The sequence below is a fragment of the Paenibacillus sp. BR2-3 genome (assembly GCF_046529485.1).
In the GTDB taxonomy this organism is placed as follows: Bacteria; Bacillota; Bacilli; order Paenibacillales; family Paenibacillaceae; genus Paenibacillus_AQ.
Genome location: NZ_CP126311.1, coordinates 3,786,160 through 3,801,815, shown reverse-complemented (window position 1 = coordinate 3,801,815; position 15,656 = coordinate 3,786,160). Strand labels below are relative to the sequence as shown.

Genomic DNA, 15,656 nt, shown 5'->3' with positions numbered 1-15,656 from the left:
TATGTAAGAAGTAAGCAAGATAAAGGCGAGGTGCTAATGTGGACAAGTTGATACTCATAGATGGAAATAATATTATTTACCGTGCTTTCTTCGCGATGCCGCCGTTGACCAATACAGCAGGACATCCTACAAACGCAGTATTTGGATTCACAACGATGCTGCTGCGTTTAATTGAGGATCATAAGCCTACTCATATGATCGTTGCCTTCGACGCGGGCAAGGTGACGTTCCGCCATGAGGGCTATCAGGATTACAAGGGCGGAAGACAGAAGACACCGCCGGAGCTGTCGGAGCAGTTCCCGATGCTCAAGGAGCTGCTGCGCGAGCTTGGTGTGCAGCAGTTTGAGATTGGCAGTTATGAGGCTGACGATATTATCGGTACGATCTCCCGCCAGGCGGATGAGGAAGGGCGCCAGGTCATGATCGTCTCCGGAGACAAGGATATGCTGCAGCTTGCTTCAGAGCATACGACGGTGGCGCTTGTCCGGAAAGGCGTAACTGAAGTCGAGCTTTATGGTCCGGAGCAAATCCGTGAGAAATATAATCTGACGCCGGAGCAAATTATCGACCTCAAGGGTCTGATGGGAGATGCCAGCGATAATATTCCCGGTGTACCGGGTGTCGGCGAGAAGACGGCGCTGAAGCTGCTCCACCAGTTCGGCTCTGTCGAGGGAGTGCTTGCCGGAACAGGTGAGCTCAAGGGCAAGATGAAGGAAAAGCTAGAGGCTCATGCGGAAGACGCCGTGATGAGCAAGAAGCTGGCAACCATTCACCGGGAAGTTCCGCTGGAGCACTCGTGGGAGGATATGGTTTTTAACGGATTGAACAAGGATACAGCCGGACCTGCTCTGGCGAAGCTGGAATTCAAATCGCTTCTGGAGCGTCTGTCCCTGAGTGGCAATGCCCCCGCTGCAGGCGGAGAGGGAGAAACACCGGCAGAAGCGGAGCTGGATATAACCATTATTTACGAAGAAGTCCTGGACGAGCTCATAACCAAGCTTCCTGGAATCACTGCGCTGCATGTGGAGACCAACGGGGAGAATCCGCATCGCGCTGAGGTTATCGGGCTGGCACTGTCTTCCGAGGAGCGGCATTATTTCGTGCCATTTCATTTGCTGAAAAGTCCGGCTGCAGCCAAGCTGCAGGAATGGCTAAGGGACGAGACTGTACCGAAAAGCGGCTATGATCTGCACCGTGCGGATCTGGCCCTTCACTGGCAGGGCATCCCTTTTGCCGGGGCAGCGCATGATGTGCAGCTGGCGGCCTATTTGCTGGACCCTACCGAAGCGAACCAGAATCTAAGCGATCTGACAGTCAAGTACGGGTTGCCCCGACTGTCTGCGGACGAGGATGTCTTTGGGAAAGGCGCCAAATACAAAGTGCCGGATCTTGATGTGCTGGGTAATCACGTAGCCCGCAAGAGCGCAACCGTACTTGGAATTGTATTGAAGCAGAAGCAAGAGCTGATGGATACGGCGATGAAGGGCTTGTTCGAGGATCTGGAGATGCCATTATCGCGTATCCTTGCGGATATGGAGAAGCAGGGCATCGCTGTGAACAGGGATGATCTCAAAGAGCTTGGCAAGGAATTCGAAGCCCAAATCGCCAAGCTGGTAACGGAAATTTACGATATTTGCGGGACAGAGTTTAATTTGAACTCGCCGAAGCAGCTTGGAGAAATCCTGTTTGTGAAGCTTGGCCTGCCTGTCGTCAAAAAGACCAAAACCGGTTACTCTACGGACGCTGAGGTACTGGAAAAGCTGGCACCCTATCATGATGTGGTACGCCTGATTTTGCAATACCGGACGATTGCCAAGCTGCAGTCCACGTATGTGGAAGGACTGTTGAAGGAAATTTCACCGGAGACAGGGAAGGTACACACGTTTTACCGGCAGACCATCGCGGCTACGGGACGGCTCAGCAGCCAATTTCCTAATTTGCAGAACATTCCGATCCGGCTGGAGGAAGGCCGCAAAATCCGTAAAGTATTTGTCCCTTCCGAGCCTGGTTGGACCATACTGGCGGCGGATTATTCACAGATCGAGCTGCGCGTACTAGCCCATATTTCGGATGATGAACGTCTGAAGGAAGCCTTCGTGCAGGATATGGATATTCATACAAAGACGGCCATGGACGTTTTTGGTGTGACCGCAGAGCAGGTGGACAGTAATATGCGCCGTTCCGCCAAGGCGGTTAACTTCGGGATTGTCTACGGAATCAGCGACTATGGTCTGTCGCAGAATCTGAATATTACCCGAAAGGAAGCCTCCCATTTTATCGAGCAGTATTTTGAAGTATTCAAGGGTGTGCGCCGTTATATGGACGACATTGTGGTTGAGGCGAAGAAGCAAGGCTACGTGACTACACTGCTGGAACGCCGCCGCTATCTCCCGGAGATTAATGCCAGCAACTTCAATCTGCGTTCGTTTGCGGAACGTACAGCGATGAACACCCCAATACAGGGAACAGCTGCCGATATTATTAAGCTGGCCATGGTGCATATGGATAAAGCACTCTTTGACCGCAAGCTCAAGAGCCGCATGCTGCTTCAGGTACACGATGAGTTGGTTTTTGAGGTGCCGGAGGATGAACTGGAGCTGATGAAGTCTCTTTTGCCGGAAGTGATGGAGGGTGCGCTGAAGCTGTCCGTTCCGCTTAAAGCGGAGGTAAGTTATGGAAGCAACTGGTATGAAGCGAAATAGGTCCCCGCGCCTAATCCATATCCGTTATAATGGAGTAGAGGTGAAGACATCATGCCGGAATTGCCGGAAGTAGAGACCGTGAAGACAACACTCAATGCACTTATTAAAGGCAAGCAGATAGAGAATGTAACCGTCCGGCTGGCGCGGATTATTCAGCGGCCGGATGATACCCAGGCCTTTGCCCATATGCTGGCGGGTCATACAGTTGTAAATGTGGAGCGGAGAGGCAAGTTTTTGCGCATTGTGCTGGACGGACTGGTGATCGTGTCCCATCTGCGGATGGAGGGGCGATACGGCCTTTACAGCAGCAAAGATCCTTTGGACAAGCATACACACGTTATTTTTCATTTCACGGACGGTACTGAACTGCGTTACCATGATGTCCGCCAGTTTGGTACGATGCATCTGTTCCAGCAGGGTGAAGATTTATTGCTTCCGCCTTTGAAGAAGCTGGGGCAGGAGCCGCTCGAGCCTTCTTTTACACGTGAGAGGTTCAAGGAAATTGTGTCCGGCAAAAGCACCAAAATCAAGTCGCTGCTGCTCAATCAGGAATATGTGGTCGGCATCGGTAATATTTATGTAGATGAGTCGCTGCACCGGGCCGGTATTCATCCGGAAGACAGTGCTAGAGCATTAACCGGAGAACAGCTGGATAGGCTGCATCACGCCATTGTGTCTACATTAACGGAAGCTGTGAATGCCGGGGGTTCATCCATTAAGTCGTATGTGAATGGTCAGGGGGAGAGCGGTACGTATCAACAGAAGCTGCTGATCTACGGCCGTAAACACGAACCGTGCTCTTCTTGCGGGTCCATGATCGAAAAAACGGTGGTTGGAGGTCGCGGCACGCATTATTGTCCAAGCTGTCAGCGCCCAAGCTTACACGAGATCTGAGTTAGATTGCAGTTTGCAGTGACTTCAAATGTCCATGCCGCTGCAAAAGGGTGGCACCCTCTGCCTGTCCCGCCCATATACTGTGTGAAGAATGTTTAATACAGCGAACGCAGCTGCCGGATCTATCCGCTGGCTGCCGGTTCTTCACGGGAGGGATACGGGTGTTCAGCCCACTTTTTTCTTTACTGCTGCTGGCGTTTGCCCTGAGTCTGGATGGTTTTGGTGTAGGTGTTACATATGGCTTGCGCAAAATGAAAATACCGCTGCTCTCCATTCTCATCATTTCGCTATGTTCAGGCGTTGTCATTGGGGCCTCCATGCAGGTTGGGGTGCTCTTGGCCCGGGTTGTATCTCCACATGCCGCTTCGGCGGTCGGAGCTGTAATTCTTCTATTGATGGGTTGTTGGTCGCTGATACAAATGCTGATTCAGAAGGAAAGGGAACAGGAAGAAGATGTTGTGCCTGTGAGCGCTGAAGTCGAGACCGATAAGCCTGCGGTGTTTTCACTCGAGCTACGCCATCTTGGGATCGTCATTCAAATTCTGCGCACCCCATCCTCGGCGGATATGGATGATTCCGGCAGTATATCGTCGGTGGAAGCGATGGTGCTGGGCATAGCCCTTTCGCTTGATGCTTTTGGAGCAGGTCTTGGAGCAGCACTGCTCGGGTTCCAGCCGGTATGGACGGCCATTGCGATCGCTCTGTTCAGCGGAACCTTCCTGGTCATGGGAATGAGGACGGGACTCCGGTTTGCCGGAAGCATCTGGATGAAGAATGCGGCTGTATTGCCTGCTTTAATGTTAATAATAATGGGAATAATGAAGCTGTTATGAGGTGAAAACATGATTTTGGGCTTAACCGGAGGGATTGCATCCGGAAAAAGCACCGTGTCTGCACTGTTTGTGAACAAGGGAGCTGGGCTGGTTGATGCCGATGTCATCGCCAGAGAAGTTATGCTCCCCGGACACCAGGTGCTGGCCGCCACTGTGCGGCATTTCGGAAAGGATATCCTATCTCCTGATGGAACGCTGGATCGGGCCAAGCTGGGCGAGATCGTTTTTCGTGACCCCGAGGCGAGGCAGACCTTGAATGATTTGACACACCCGGCCATTCGGCAGGAAATCCGCAGCTGTATGCAGGCTATGGATCAACAAGAGCCGGAGCGGTTAATTATTGTGGATATACCGCTTATGTTTGAATCCAATCTTCAGGGGATGTTTGAAGAGATTGTGCTAGTGTATGTGCCCCGAGAGGTGCAGCTGATTCGATTAATGGAGCGGAATAACTGGTCCAGGGAGCAGGCAGAGGACCGGTTGAATGCGCAGATGGATATTGAACTGAAACGCGATAAGGCTACCTATGTTATCGACAACAGCGGGGATTTGGCGCATACCGAGATGCAGGTTGCCGAACTTTGGGACAGGCTGGGTCTCTCATGAAATGGCTGCGTAAAAAAAGAGTCCTGCTGCTCTTATTCATTGGTTTTACCGCAGTATTGTTTCTGAGCACGAACTGGATGTCGTGGTTTTATCCGATTTATTATAAGAATGAAATCCGCAAGCATAGTCTCACCTATGAGATGGATCCGTTTCTTGTCGCTTCGATCATCCGAGTAGAGACTAATTTCAAGACCGGGCAGGAGTCAAAAAAAGGAGCGCTCGGCCTGATGCAGCTCATGCCGGATACCGCCAACTGGGCGCTAGAAAAGGCCAAGCTCCCCGATGTGTCTTTGGAGCGCCTGAAGCAGGAGCCCTCAGCCAATATTGAACTGGGTACATGGTATCTGCATTCTCTGTCCAGGCAGTTTGACGGTAACCGTATAGCCGTAATTGCCGCCTACAACGCCGGGCCGGGCAACGTTCAGCGTTGGCTGGAACAGGAGGTATGGGATGGGACTGAGGAAGCAGTCAAGAACATTCCAATTGGCGAGACCCGCCACTATGTCCAGCGCGTGATTTATTATTATGAACAGTACACAGATATTTACAGCGAGTTTTAGGCCAAACTTTTTTACGAGTAAAAAGAAGTATTAAACAGCCCGGAAGCCGTTCAATACTTCTTTAGGCAAGCTTATGGCGACAGGTTTAGTGGAATTGACCTGCCAATTGTTGTTCAGCCAGTGTTACAAGACGTTTAGTGATGTAACCACCGATCGAACCGTTTTCATAAGAAGTTTTATTGCCTTGATACCCGTCTGGGGATAGCGTAATGCCTAGTTCTTGGGCAACTTCAAATTTCAGTTGTTCCAGGGCTGCGCTTGATCTTGGTGCTACCAAGTTATTGGAGCTGTTGTTTTGGCCCATTGCTGTTCACCTCCTATCGGTTGGTAACTGTATTATGTGCAGGACTTGCAATATTCATAACCATAATCTAAAGGTGATTAATGGAAATAAGAATTAACGCGATTAGAGCCGCAGGATTGCCGGAGCGGGAAATACACCATTTTGCAAAAGGAAGTGATTAAGCTTATGAAATGCCCTTACTGTGATCACACCAATACTAAAGTGCTTGACTCGCGTCCGGCCAATGAGAACAAGTCGATCCGGCGCAGGCGTGAATGCGAGCGCTGCAGCAAGCGTTTTACCACCTTTGAGATGATTGAGGAGACGCCTTTGATCGTCATCAAGAAGGATGGCAGCCGGGAAGAATTCAGCCGCGACAAAATACTGCGCGGTCTTATCCGCGCCTGCGAGAAGCGCCCTGTGTCGGTGGAACAGCTGGAGATGATCGTCTCCGAGGTTGAGAAATCCCTGCGCGGCATAGCGGTCGCAGAAGTAGACAGCCAGCAGATCGGTGAACTGGTTATGGAGCAGCTCTACCCGGTCGACGAAGTAGCCTACGTCCGTTTCGCATCCGTATACCGCCAGTTTAAAGACATCAACATGTTTATGAAGGAACTAAAGGGATTGCTCTCTAAGAGTACGTCGGAGATGAGCGGTCTGTAATCTGCGGCGATTTCTTTTTCGTATAAAAAGTGTTGACACTCCTGTCGATTTTTTATATTATATAGGAGTCGCCTACGGAGCTTAAGCTTGGCAGAGTGGCTGAGCTTACTGCTCAAACGGAACATTTTAACATGAAACTTGGGGCCTTAGCTCAGCTGGGAGAGCGCATCGCTGGCAGCGATGAGGTCAGGGGTTCGATCCCCCTAGGCTCCACCAAATACCAACATGGACTCTTAGCTCAGTTGGTAGAGCAGTTGACTCTTAATCAATTGGTCCAGGGTTCGAGTCCCTGAGAGTCCATATTATAGAAAACGGCAGAAATGCCGTTTTTTTGTTGTTTGAATTTGCTCATGCTGGGCGTACAAAAAAAGCGTTGATATTTGGATTTGGTTAGCGTTTTTTTCTACGCCTGCCCGTTTCACTGTGGAAAGATTCTCCTAAGGGGTAATAAAGGGTAAGGAAGGAGGAGGTATTCATGCCTTCAACCAAAAACCGGATTACCCCGGAAAAGAGAATGTATTTTCATAGTGAACTGCGGCAATGCCCGCCTTTTTTTTATTTAATGTTTACATGTTATACTATCCTTAAATTCCTCATAGGAGGCTAAATAAAGTCATGACTGTACCTAAAAGAATGGATAAACAAACAGCTCGTGAACTACGTTCGATTTTAGAAAAAATGAATATAACCCAAAGTAAAGTCAAAATCGACCTGGATAACGATACAATAGAAGTTGAAGATGACTACTCGATTGATGATATTCTTGAATCCGCCGGTATATTGACTCCTAACGAAGCAAAAGAACTGACAGATGAGGTTCGGAGAATGCGTGAGGAAGAGTGGAATTGATGAGAGGTTATTTAATTGATACCAACATTGCTATCGCTTTTTTGGCAGGAGAACCTGACGCTATGTCTTTTGCACGTCAAGCCAAAGAGGATAGAATGAATATGTATTTTTCGGTCATTACCGAATGTGAGGTGTTTAGCGGCATAAACGCTGAATTACGCTTGCAAGGAATTAAATTATTTAACTCGCGCAGATGTCTAGATGTTACCTCGCGAATTGCACAAAGAGCGGGGGATATAAGAAGGGAACAACGAACGAAAGGGCGGAAACTTAAAACCCCTTATTCCCCTGATTAATCTTTAGGGGGGCAGTGAAACCAACCATCACGCCAGAGCGCATCGCTGGCAGCGATGAGGTCAGGGGTTCGATCCCCTTGGGCGCCAACAAATTCTAAAACTAACCAACAAACTGCCAGACCCTAAAACGACCCCGAGCTTGTTCAAAGCTCGGGGTCGCTCTATAACCTCCCTTAAGTAATGGAGGCTTCGTAGATATCCTGAGTGGATTTTGCGAGCATTGCGTTGAACTCATCATCCGTTTGTTGATCGCTGAGCCCCTGGGATAGAGCTCGGGAGAAACTGGCGATTAATCCGTGATTACGGGCCAGCTTTTCATTGGCTTCCGATTGAGTATAGCCGCCTGACAAGGCCACGACCCGTACCACATGCGGATCTTCAATTAAATCGCTGTAGAAATTGTCTTCCGTTGGTATGGACAGTTTAAGCATAACTTTTACATCTTTCCCAAGCGCGGATAATTGAGCGGAGAGCTCTTTTTTTAAAAGTTTTTCCGATTGAGCCTTATCCGCGCTGTGAATATCGACTTCCGGTTCGATAATCGGTACCAGACCATATTCAGCGATTTGGTTAGCGATGGAGAACTGCTGCTGGGCGGCTTTTTTGATGCCAATAGGGTTAGCTTCCTTAATCAAAGATCGCATCTTTGTCCCAAAAATATTTCTCCGGACCGCCTGCTTCAAAAGGTCATCCAACCCGGAAATGGGTTTCATGAGTTGAACCCCGTTTTCAAGGTCGGCCAGACCCTGATCGACTTTTAAAAAAGGCACAATGCCTTTCTGTTCCCAAAGATAATCGGCGGTAAATTGACCGTCAATGGAACGATCCATTGTGTTCTCAAATAAGATGGCACCCAAAATATACTCGGAATCAAACGCAGGACTTTTAATAATACGCGTTCTCATCTCATGCACCAATTCAAACATCTCTTCATCATTGGAATAACGGTCTTCCTTAATGCCATATTGCAGCAGAGCTTTAGGAGTGCTTCCGCCGCTTTGATCCAAAGCCGCGATAAAACCCTTTCCCGTGTGAATCCGATTCAATTGTTTCATATTCATGGATGTTTCTCCTTTCCCTTCTGTGAACTGGATGGTCGCTTGAATCTGTTTATTATAGCATTTTTGCACGCAAGCATACATTCGAAGCGGGTTAAAGAGACCATTGCCAAGCATTTAGTACATCTCAATTCCGGCCCATCCGCTTGCTCATACCCGGAAGTGGGGAACAATTCGGTGCTCAAAGGTTACTGTGTGAATACTGCCGGATGCTTGCATGATTTCATGGCTATAAACCATAGTATTTTTGACGCTGCGGACCGTATTGCTGCTATTTCTGGTTTATACTACCTTTACTCTGGTTTGCGGACCCTATAGCCCTTAATGTCGTCCATCCGAGCTTAATTTGAGGGAAGTATGAGTGAATAGCTGCATCTGAGTCCGCAAGACTGGTGAAACACATCCTTTTCTGCAAATAAGAGCTCCTCTGTCCGATGGTAGAAAAAGTGTTAAGCTTAAGACCAGCTACAACAGTGAGACAAAGGTAAAAATGGGTGGAGCAGAAGAGGCTTGGTCAATTCTAAACCCCAAGATGCTCAATAAAAAAGGAATTGAAACATACAAGGCAAACCGTGGGCATCGAACTCGGTTAGTATTGTACTAAGTAAACTAATGTATAGGAGTTTTAGGAATCTTGAGAACACAAAAAATGCAAGGCGTATAAATACTTTTGAATTTCAGCTGCTTTTTATTTTGATTCAATCGTGGTATTGTTTGGGTAGAAAAAAAGTACAATGCAAAGAGATCTATGCGTTAACACGACTCTCGGGTGCAATAGCCGCTTTTCGGGGCGGCGGCTTTTGGAAGATCAGTCAGGAAATAGACCGTAATCCTTTGCGAGAGGGCGGTCTATTTCTTTTTGAGGTAATTTAGCAGCGCAATAATGAACATGCCAAACATGAACATCAGTGACAACGCTTGATAAACCTCCATGGCCTCACCTCCCTTCTGGGAGATTAGCCGATCGCCTTTGCAAGCCGTTCTATTGCTCCATCACTATAGTATATTATGGCAAGAGGGTAAGCACAAATGTTCTTAGATGATAAGTTTTCGTTGTCTTTCGCGCATTCTTTTTGAAACAAAAACGCCTTAGAAGTGATTACAGTATAAGCAAGGTACCAACGAAGGAATTGAATCCACAAAGGGTCCACTAAAATTTCACATCAGATTGTAGAAATGCCTAATTAAATTTAGCAAAAGAGTGTCGGCCTGTGCCAAATACTTTGGTGTAAATATGCTAAGATTAGATTTAGTAAGCAGTCGGTACTTGAAAGTGAAATGGAGACGACAAGATGAGGATTGTACAGATCTATCAGGTTGACTCATTTACTACTGAAAAATTAAAAGGCAATCCTGCCGGTGTAGTTTTGGATGCAGATGGACTTTCTGAACAGGAAATGTTGCGCATTGCGCGCGAACTGAATAATTCAGAAACAGCATTTATATTGCCGCCGGATGGGCCTGATCACGAGGTGAGAATCAGATATTTCACACCGAAGACTGAAGTTCCGGTATGCGGGCATGCTACCATTGCAGCTCACTATGTTCGGGCCATAGAAAATAAGTTAAAGGAAGGTACAGTTGTTCAGAAAATATCGATCGGGATTTTACCTGTCGCGATAGTAAATGAGGGCAGCGATTATTCTGTAGTTATGACTCAAGGCAAAATTGAGTTCTCTCAACCTTTTTCTATCAATGAACGTGAAAAAATAATTAAGGCTTTAGGTCTAAAAGAGGAGGAATTGGAAAAGCGATGTCCAGTTCAAATTGTTTCTACGGGACACTCCAAAGTCATAATCGGGATCAAAACTAGAAGTACATTAAATAATCTTGTGCCGGATATGCGTACACTGGCCGAAATAAGTAAAGAGATTGGTTGTAATGGATATTTTGTTTTTACACTGGAGTCAGAATCAAAGAATGTTTTAAGTCATGGAAGAATGTTTGCTCCAGCAATTGGTATTGACGAGGATCCGGTAACGGGAAATGCCAATGGTCCTCTTGGGGCATATTTGGTTAAGCACGGTTTGGTTGAACATAATGATTCCTCATTTTCTTTTAATGCTGAACAAGGATATGCTATTGGGCGCAGCGGGATTGTTAGTGTATCTGTAGATATAGACAATGGAGAACCAACGCAAGTCAAGGTTGGAGGAAGAGCGGTTATTGTGTTTAAGGCTGAGATTCGACTTTGAGTGTAGAGAAATGGCAGAGTGGATATCCTGCTTTACAACAAACTTGATGAACCTCGCATCTTACGCCTCATTGATCAGCAAATAACTCTCACACTACAGACGAAGCTGGTAGGTGCGGACGCACTTTCCACCGATCACAATATCAAACAGTTACTTTTTCACCCAAATCATGCACAATTCGTCGGGAGTGTCGGTTGGTTACTTTCAGATGTGCTGGTCAGTGGGTACAGAGGTAAAGGGGCGAAGCAGACGACTTGAATAACGCAAAATCTCAACTCAGCCAGGTTAACGCTGTAGAAACATCAGTCGCGATGAACTTGCCAATAAAAGCGAGCACTAACTGCTGACTAGGTTTTCATGAGCTTTTATTTTTATTTAATCTACATTTTGCAAAGTACTCCTACATATGGAGTGTGTAATTTTTGATGGTATGTAGTTTAATATGAATTGGAATGATTCGATAGACTTAAAATTATGAACACAACCGCCGGATGAGATGCTGTGCGCATTTTAGTCGGTGGTTATTGTTGTTTTACCGTATAGTGAAAAAAGTTAGGGCTGAGGTTATCGGGGGGTTATTTATCATGCCAAATATATCCATTATTATGATATAGTAGAAAGAATATAGCCTTTTATAGAAATTGTAGGGAAAAGAGCACACTTAAATACGACACAGTTAAGGTATATTTCTTTACCGGATATTGATAGATGGGAGGGGTTCAAATTAAAAGCTATTTTGTTCACAATGGATCTGTCGCTTTGCATGTGTTAGAGAATGGTGACGCTTCTCCAGATGTGCCAACACTTCTAATCATTGGGGGATTATGGGAGCCAGCAGAGAGAGCGATTCCACTCCTGTCTGGTATTTCAAGTCATGTTATTGCTTTTAGCTTTCGTGGTCGTGGTTTAAGCTCAACTCCCCAATCGGGTTATGATCTTACCGATCATCTGGCTGATATTGAAACGATTGTTAGGCATTGCCAGCTTCAAAACTACTGCGTGCTTGGATTCTCTAGGGGAGCGTCCTATGCCCTTGGGTGGAGCATACGGAATCAACATAATATACGGGGACTTATCCTAGTGGATCAACCTCCAATACATAATAGAGTTGCAACAGAAACTGTAGAATTTTGGTGTAACCTTGTTTACTTGCAGATTCCTATTTTAAACTTCATGCGTCGCGAAGCTCTCGAAGGGCTGGGGAAGGATGCTAAAGAAGTGGACTTCTCTCCACAATTATCGCAATTGCAGATACCTGTAACTCTTTTTATCGGCAGAAATCAAGAAGCTGTTATCCAATCCGATATTTCTGATGAAATCTTGCAATTGTACTTGCAATCACTCCCTACTTGCCAAGTTGTCGAATTCCTGCTGTCTGGTCATATGATTCCGGATGAGGAGCAACAAAAATATATTTCAGAAGTTGAGTGGTTTATAAAAAAAATCTCAGGCCAGCTATAGTGGGATCATTCTTGCTTTCGCAAAAATCCACTTCGTAAGCATATGCTTTTCCGGGAACTTAGCCGACTTCCATTCCAAGCCTTTAATTGGTGTAACGAGTCTCCATTCAACCTGTGAGTCCTCGCACAATGCGAGTGCTTTTTTATACCATGATTATCCATTGTTCTGTTATAGTTGGGAAATCAGATAAACTATACGAACGATTGGAGATGTGAAATGGATACTTTAAATACGGAGCGTTTGGAGATCCGAAGATTTAGACCGGACGATGGGCAAGACTTGTACAAGTATTTGTCTCAATTCTTCCGGGCAAATGATTGGCAACCTCTATTTCAATCAACAAGAACCTGAGGCATTTCAGACTTGGGAACTTGGCTATGTCTTTAATTCCGATTATCAAGGGAAGGGACTGGCAACGGAGTCCTGCAGGGAGCTGTTGAAGTATGGCTTTGAAACTTTAAAAATAAGACCTGTAATCGCCAAATGCAATCCTTATAATGTGTCTTCATATAGATTGCTGGAGCGATTAGGTTTTAGAAGAGAAGGACATGCGCTGCAAACAGTTTATTTTAAATTTGATTCGAAAGGGCAACCTATCTGGCACGACACGTATACATATGCTTTGCTTCGGAATGAGTGGTTAGATTTACAGGGGAAGGAAGCTCCAAGAGGCAAAAGGCTTTTGCAATCCCATAGCGTCTTTCCGACGGTCAACCTAGAGAAGACGTCCGATTTCTACAGTCGATTTATGGGTTTCAAAGCCGTACCCTATCTCGAGGCAAAAGAACCGCATGTCTGCCTGTACCGAGACGAGACGGAAATCATCTTAACACAATCTCACGGACAAAAAGTCATCCCCAACCGGGTTTTGTACGGGTATGGATATGATGCATATTTTATAATCCGGAAGCAAGAACTATTAGGTTTTTCATGAGCTTTCTTTTATATTTGATCTACATTTTGCAAAGTACTCCACACATGTGGAATGTTGTTCACTGTTGGTACGGAAGGACAATTAAACCGGGGATGTATTGGCGTTTTTTTGAAAGAGGAGCTAAACCTCTTTTTTATTTTTGACTTTTTATTGGGTCTTCTTCGGAGTTAGTAGGTAGGTTACTAAAGGGGCTAATGAGCATATAATTTCTTATAGGGAGGGGGATCTTATGGTCTTTGTTTTATTTCAGCTAATCGGAGGGGTTATTCTTTCGTTCGGGTGGATACCTCAAATAATTCAAATCTTTAGAACGAAATCGGTTAAAGACTTAAATAAGAAAACTTTTTTGTTATTATTTGCAGGTATCGGATTAATGGAGGTGTATGCAGTTAGTTTAGCTTTGGAAGGTGTTGGTTATGCGTTCCTCATAACTAATAGCATGTCTTTAGTACTAATTGTAATCATTCTTACCTTAATCTTTAAGTATAGGCATAGTGCTCAGTAATGAGTAGTCAAATAGTTGAAACGTCAAATTTGTTAAAGGGACTTAAAAGGAATCATATCCATCATAGCCGCCCATAAGGGCTGTTATTTTACAGGCCTGTTGATTAACCAGTATTTGTTACCCTATAACGACATAATAGAACTACCCACTCTGTCGGTAGGAGTTGAAAACTGAGCATGCGAGTAAAAGTGGCAAATGACAAGTCGCTGAAGGCGGAACTGCCGAATGGATTTCATCATAGGCACTTTTGAGTAGTACGGACACCAGCAAGACGAAATAAGGTTGACTAAACACCGCATTAGGCGTAGTCCCAAACAAAGTGGGGACATTCAAGTGCCGTTTGATCCACCGAAAAAAGACTTCGATCTGCCAGTGCAACTTGTAGATCGAAGCGATTTTCTCGGAAGAGATTCGTTATATACTGGTCGCCAAGATAACCGGATTTCCTACGGGATCGCGGAACCTCACCACCCGATGTCGTAAGCGTGAACGGTTGACTCCTGTCCCCAACTGGTAGGGGGGGGGGGGGGGACAGCTTCTTGTAGATGTCGAAAGGAACATTTTTGGCCTTATTGGATAAACAGGAGTAATCCACAGCCTCATGATCACATTGTGCAGTTCACCAGGCACCGTCCCGATATCTCTTTGTGAAAGCCTTCAGGTGATCTGGTGGGGTTACTATCAATTATATTTGGGGCGAAGATCAAGCTGGTCACAACCTTTTTGTTTCTAAAAAAGACAGACAGCGAGCTTTCTCCCTAACTGTCTTCGCGTTTCTTAAGGCTAAATACCGGGTAATCATTCTTTAATGATAAGTTGCGCTATTTTGTGATCATTTTCGTCAATATATTTACGACAATTTACACCTGTTCCAATTTAAGTCATTTGATAGTATTATGTTAAAGCATACATACGATTTATAGGAGGGTTTCATTGGTGAGTTTTATTCTGCAATCGGTTGATACGGAGAGACTTGATCATTTTTCACAAGCTATACAGGCCATTAACGACGAGGCGAATAAGGTGTGCAAGGATTTGTTCACTGTTCGTAAAAAGACGGGAATCGATTATGAGTGGGAAGTAACGGTCTATGGTAAAAAGGTATTGATAAGCTCGGATGATGTTTTCAAAATACTGGATAAAGAGAAGGATGCAAATTTAAAAGAAACCTTCAAAGAGCTTGTGGCCTGGAAATTGAGAGCGGTTACCCGATCGCTTGCATAACCGAAATCTCTGGTGGGAATTAAGGCCTTTCTAAGATGGAGGCTACTGGTTAATTCGCTTCATGAGTTGGCTGACGGTGGTTTGAATTGTATAGGTTCTGTTATAAAATAAATTGTGAATGACATCAAAGAACGTCCCATTTCCATTCATTGAAGAATGGTCGGGACGTTCTTTGTTTCTTCCAATAATAATTATGCAAAAATAGAGGCATACCGAACATTCTAGTGTACTCTCTGCTAAAATGCGTTGGGCTTTCATAACCGACTTGATATCCGACGTCTGCGGTTTCCGTTTTCTCTGATAGCAGTAGCCGCCGCGCTTCTTGTAATCTTAATGGCTTCTGATATTGCAGAGAACTCATAGCCGTGATTTTTTTGAAATGATGATTTCCATTCCGGCTAGGACGCTCAAAGATTAGTGCCGAGTACATGTTTTCAAAGATAGACGCTGTAAGATGGGTGCGAAAAGGTTACCCTCTCTCTCCGCGGACTGTATAGCCTCTATTTTGCGAATTAGCTCATTTCACCGAGTTGTCGGACCGTATAGACCTTATTGTGCTTGCACCAGCCTTGTTAGGAGTAGGTTTGACCAAA

Annotated in this window: 17 protein-coding genes, 3 tRNA genes and 1 pseudogene; 16 read left to right on the top strand and 5 right to left on the bottom strand. The window is 45.7% G+C overall.

Translation table 11 applies throughout. The features are described from left to right. The first annotated feature begins 38 nt into the window (after positions 1 to 38). The 5 genes from polA (at position 39) to PaeBR_RS18345 (ending at position 5,595) form a co-directional block, all read left to right on the top strand. The gene (gene polA / locus PaeBR_RS18365; protein ID WP_410511957.1) at positions 39 to 2,702 is read left to right on the top strand and encodes a DNA polymerase I; all 2,664 of its coding nucleotides are present in this window, start codon (positions 39 to 41) and stop codon (positions 2,700 to 2,702) included. A gap of 51 nt (positions 2,703 to 2,753) precedes the next feature. Continuing rightward, on the top strand, positions 2,754 to 3,596 hold the full coding sequence (gene mutM, locus PaeBR_RS18360) for a DNA-formamidopyrimidine glycosylase (protein ID WP_410511956.1): 843 nt from the start codon (positions 2,754 to 2,756) through the stop codon (positions 3,594 to 3,596). Between the two features lie 161 nt (positions 3,597 to 3,757). Continuing rightward, the gene (gene ytaF, locus PaeBR_RS18355; protein ID WP_410511955.1) at positions 3,758 to 4,429 is read left to right on the top strand and encodes a sporulation membrane protein YtaF; all 672 of its coding nucleotides are present in this window, start codon (positions 3,758 to 3,760) and stop codon (positions 4,427 to 4,429) included. Positions 4,430 to 4,438: 9 nt separating this feature from the next. Next, positions 4,439 to 5,035, top strand: coding sequence for a dephospho-CoA kinase (coaE, locus tag PaeBR_RS18350; RefSeq protein WP_410511954.1), 597 nt, complete (start codon positions 4,439 to 4,441; stop codon positions 5,033 to 5,035). Continuing rightward, the gene (locus PaeBR_RS18345) at positions 5,032 to 5,595 is read left to right on the top strand and encodes a lytic transglycosylase domain-containing protein (protein ID WP_410511953.1); all 564 of its coding nucleotides are present in this window, start codon (positions 5,032 to 5,034) and stop codon (positions 5,593 to 5,595) included. The genes coaE and PaeBR_RS18345 overlap by 4 nt, the downstream gene beginning before the upstream one ends. An 85-nt stretch (positions 5,596 to 5,680) precedes the next feature. On the opposite strand, the gene PaeBR_RS18340 is transcribed toward PaeBR_RS18345, so the two are convergent. Continuing rightward, the gene (locus PaeBR_RS18340) at positions 5,681 to 5,899 is read right to left on the bottom strand and encodes a small, acid-soluble spore protein, alpha/beta type (protein ID WP_410511952.1); all 219 of its coding nucleotides are present in this window, start codon (positions 5,897 to 5,899) and stop codon (positions 5,681 to 5,683) included. Positions 5,900 to 6,064: 165 nt separating this feature from the next. Here PaeBR_RS18340 and nrdR point away from each other — a divergent pair, with 165 nt between their 5' ends. The 6 genes from nrdR (at position 6,065) to PaeBR_RS18310 (ending at position 7,773) form a co-directional block, all read left to right on the top strand. After that, on the top strand, positions 6,065 to 6,541 hold the full coding sequence (gene nrdR / locus PaeBR_RS18335) for a transcriptional regulator NrdR (protein ID WP_410515235.1): 477 nt from the start codon (positions 6,065 to 6,067) through the stop codon (positions 6,539 to 6,541). Positions 6,542 to 6,681: 140 nt separating this feature from the next. Beyond that, a tRNA-Ala gene (locus PaeBR_RS18330) sits at positions 6,682 to 6,757 on the top strand. Between the two features lie 11 nt (positions 6,758 to 6,768). Further along, positions 6,769 to 6,841: transfer RNA gene (locus tag PaeBR_RS18325), tRNA-Lys, on the top strand. A 315-nt stretch (positions 6,842 to 7,156) separates the two neighbouring features. Then, complete coding sequence (locus PaeBR_RS18320; RefSeq protein ID WP_410511951.1) at positions 7,157 to 7,390, top strand: hypothetical protein; 234 nt, start codon at positions 7,157 to 7,159, stop codon at positions 7,388 to 7,390. Continuing rightward, the gene (locus tag PaeBR_RS18315) at positions 7,390 to 7,686 is read left to right on the top strand and encodes a type II toxin-antitoxin system VapC family toxin (protein ID WP_410515234.1); all 297 of its coding nucleotides are present in this window, start codon (positions 7,390 to 7,392) and stop codon (positions 7,684 to 7,686) included. The genes PaeBR_RS18320 and PaeBR_RS18315 overlap by 1 nt, the downstream gene beginning before the upstream one ends. An 8-nt stretch (positions 7,687 to 7,694) precedes the next feature. After that, positions 7,695 to 7,773, top strand: a tRNA-Ala gene (locus PaeBR_RS18310). A gap of 86 nt (positions 7,774 to 7,859) precedes the next feature. Here the strand turns inward: PaeBR_RS18310 and PaeBR_RS18305 are convergent. Together PaeBR_RS18305 and PaeBR_RS18300 are read right to left on the bottom strand one after the other, a co-directional pair. Continuing rightward, positions 7,860 to 8,747, bottom strand: coding sequence for a fructose bisphosphate aldolase (locus tag PaeBR_RS18305; protein ID WP_410511950.1), 888 nt, complete (start codon positions 8,745 to 8,747; stop codon positions 7,860 to 7,862). 846 nt (positions 8,748 to 9,593) lie between these two features. Then, the gene (locus PaeBR_RS18300) at positions 9,594 to 9,677 is read right to left on the bottom strand and encodes a putative holin-like toxin (protein ID WP_219214875.1); all 84 of its coding nucleotides are present in this window, start codon (positions 9,675 to 9,677) and stop codon (positions 9,594 to 9,596) included. A 359-nt stretch (positions 9,678 to 10,036) separates the two neighbouring features. Between PaeBR_RS18300 and PaeBR_RS18295 the strand changes: the two genes are divergently transcribed. The 4 genes from PaeBR_RS18295 (at position 10,037) to PaeBR_RS18280 (ending at position 13,839) form a co-directional block, all read left to right on the top strand. After that, positions 10,037 to 10,939, top strand: a complete 903-nt coding sequence (locus PaeBR_RS18295) for a PhzF family isomerase (RefSeq protein ID WP_410511949.1) — start codon at positions 10,037 to 10,039, stop codon at positions 10,937 to 10,939. Positions 10,940 to 11,647: 708 nt separating this feature from the next. Next, the gene (locus PaeBR_RS18290) at positions 11,648 to 12,400 is read left to right on the top strand and encodes an alpha/beta fold hydrolase (RefSeq protein ID WP_410511948.1); all 753 of its coding nucleotides are present in this window, start codon (positions 11,648 to 11,650) and stop codon (positions 12,398 to 12,400) included. Between the two features lie 229 nt (positions 12,401 to 12,629). Continuing rightward, on the top strand, positions 12,630 to 13,334 hold the full coding sequence (locus PaeBR_RS18285; protein WP_410515233.1) for a GNAT family N-acetyltransferase: 705 nt from the start codon (positions 12,630 to 12,632) through the stop codon (positions 13,332 to 13,334). A gap of 229 nt (positions 13,335 to 13,563) precedes the next feature. Then, positions 13,564 to 13,839 carry a SemiSWEET family sugar transporter gene (locus tag PaeBR_RS18280; protein ID WP_410511947.1) on the top strand — a complete coding sequence of 92 codons (276 nt, stop codon included), beginning with the start codon at positions 13,564 to 13,566 and terminating at the stop codon, positions 13,837 to 13,839. A 141-nt stretch (positions 13,840 to 13,980) separates the two neighbouring features. Here PaeBR_RS18280 and PaeBR_RS18275 read toward each other — a convergent pair whose 3' ends face one another. Further along, positions 13,981 to 14,235, bottom strand: a complete 255-nt coding sequence (locus tag PaeBR_RS18275) for a transposase (RefSeq protein ID WP_410515232.1) — start codon at positions 14,233 to 14,235, stop codon at positions 13,981 to 13,983. A 540-nt stretch (positions 14,236 to 14,775) separates the two neighbouring features. On the opposite strand from PaeBR_RS18275, the gene PaeBR_RS18270 reads away from it, so the two are divergent. Then, positions 14,776 to 15,063, top strand: coding sequence for a hypothetical protein (locus PaeBR_RS18270; protein WP_410511946.1), 288 nt, complete (start codon positions 14,776 to 14,778; stop codon positions 15,061 to 15,063). Positions 15,064 to 15,187: 124 nt separating this feature from the next. Here PaeBR_RS18270 and PaeBR_RS18265 read toward each other — a convergent pair. Then, positions 15,188 to 15,451, bottom strand: a pseudogene (locus tag PaeBR_RS18265) (helix-turn-helix domain-containing protein); the annotation flags it as partial. Positions 15,452 to 15,656 lie beyond the last annotated feature (205 nt).

What these genes read in the sequence shown, in the direction of transcription:
- mutM (WP_410511956.1), top strand. Translation starts at nt 2,754, where the DNA reads ATGCCGGAATTGCCGGAAGTAGAGACCGTGAAGACAACACTCAATGCA.
- coaE (WP_410511954.1), top strand. Translation starts at nt 4,439, where the DNA reads ATGATTTTGGGCTTAACCGGAGGGATTGCATCCGGAAAAAGCACCGTG.
- PaeBR_RS18345 (WP_410511953.1), top strand. Translation starts at nt 5,032, where the DNA reads ATGAAATGGCTGCGTAAAAAAAGAGTCCTGCTGCTCTTATTCATTGGT.
- PaeBR_RS18340 (WP_410511952.1), bottom strand. Translation starts at nt 5,899, where the DNA reads ATGGGCCAAAACAACAGCTCCAATAACTTGGTAGCACCAAGATCAAGC.
- nrdR (WP_410515235.1), top strand. Translation starts at nt 6,065, where the DNA reads ATGAAATGCCCTTACTGTGATCACACCAATACTAAAGTGCTTGACTCG.
- PaeBR_RS18320 (WP_410511951.1), top strand. Translation starts at nt 7,157, where the DNA reads ATGACTGTACCTAAAAGAATGGATAAACAAACAGCTCGTGAACTACGT.
- PaeBR_RS18315 (WP_410515234.1), top strand. Translation starts at nt 7,390, where the DNA reads ATGAGAGGTTATTTAATTGATACCAACATTGCTATCGCTTTTTTGGCA.
- PaeBR_RS18305 (WP_410511950.1), bottom strand. Translation starts at nt 8,747, where the DNA reads ATGAATATGAAACAATTGAATCGGATTCACACGGGAAAGGGTTTTATC.
- PaeBR_RS18300 (WP_219214875.1), bottom strand. Translation starts at nt 9,677, where the DNA reads ATGGAGGTTTATCAAGCGTTGTCACTGATGTTCATGTTTGGCATGTTC.
- PaeBR_RS18295 (WP_410511949.1), top strand. Translation starts at nt 10,037, where the DNA reads ATGAGGATTGTACAGATCTATCAGGTTGACTCATTTACTACTGAAAAA.
- PaeBR_RS18290 (WP_410511948.1), top strand. Translation starts at nt 11,648, where the DNA reads ATGGGAGGGGTTCAAATTAAAAGCTATTTTGTTCACAATGGATCTGTC.
- PaeBR_RS18280 (WP_410511947.1), top strand. Translation starts at nt 13,564, where the DNA reads ATGGTCTTTGTTTTATTTCAGCTAATCGGAGGGGTTATTCTTTCGTTC.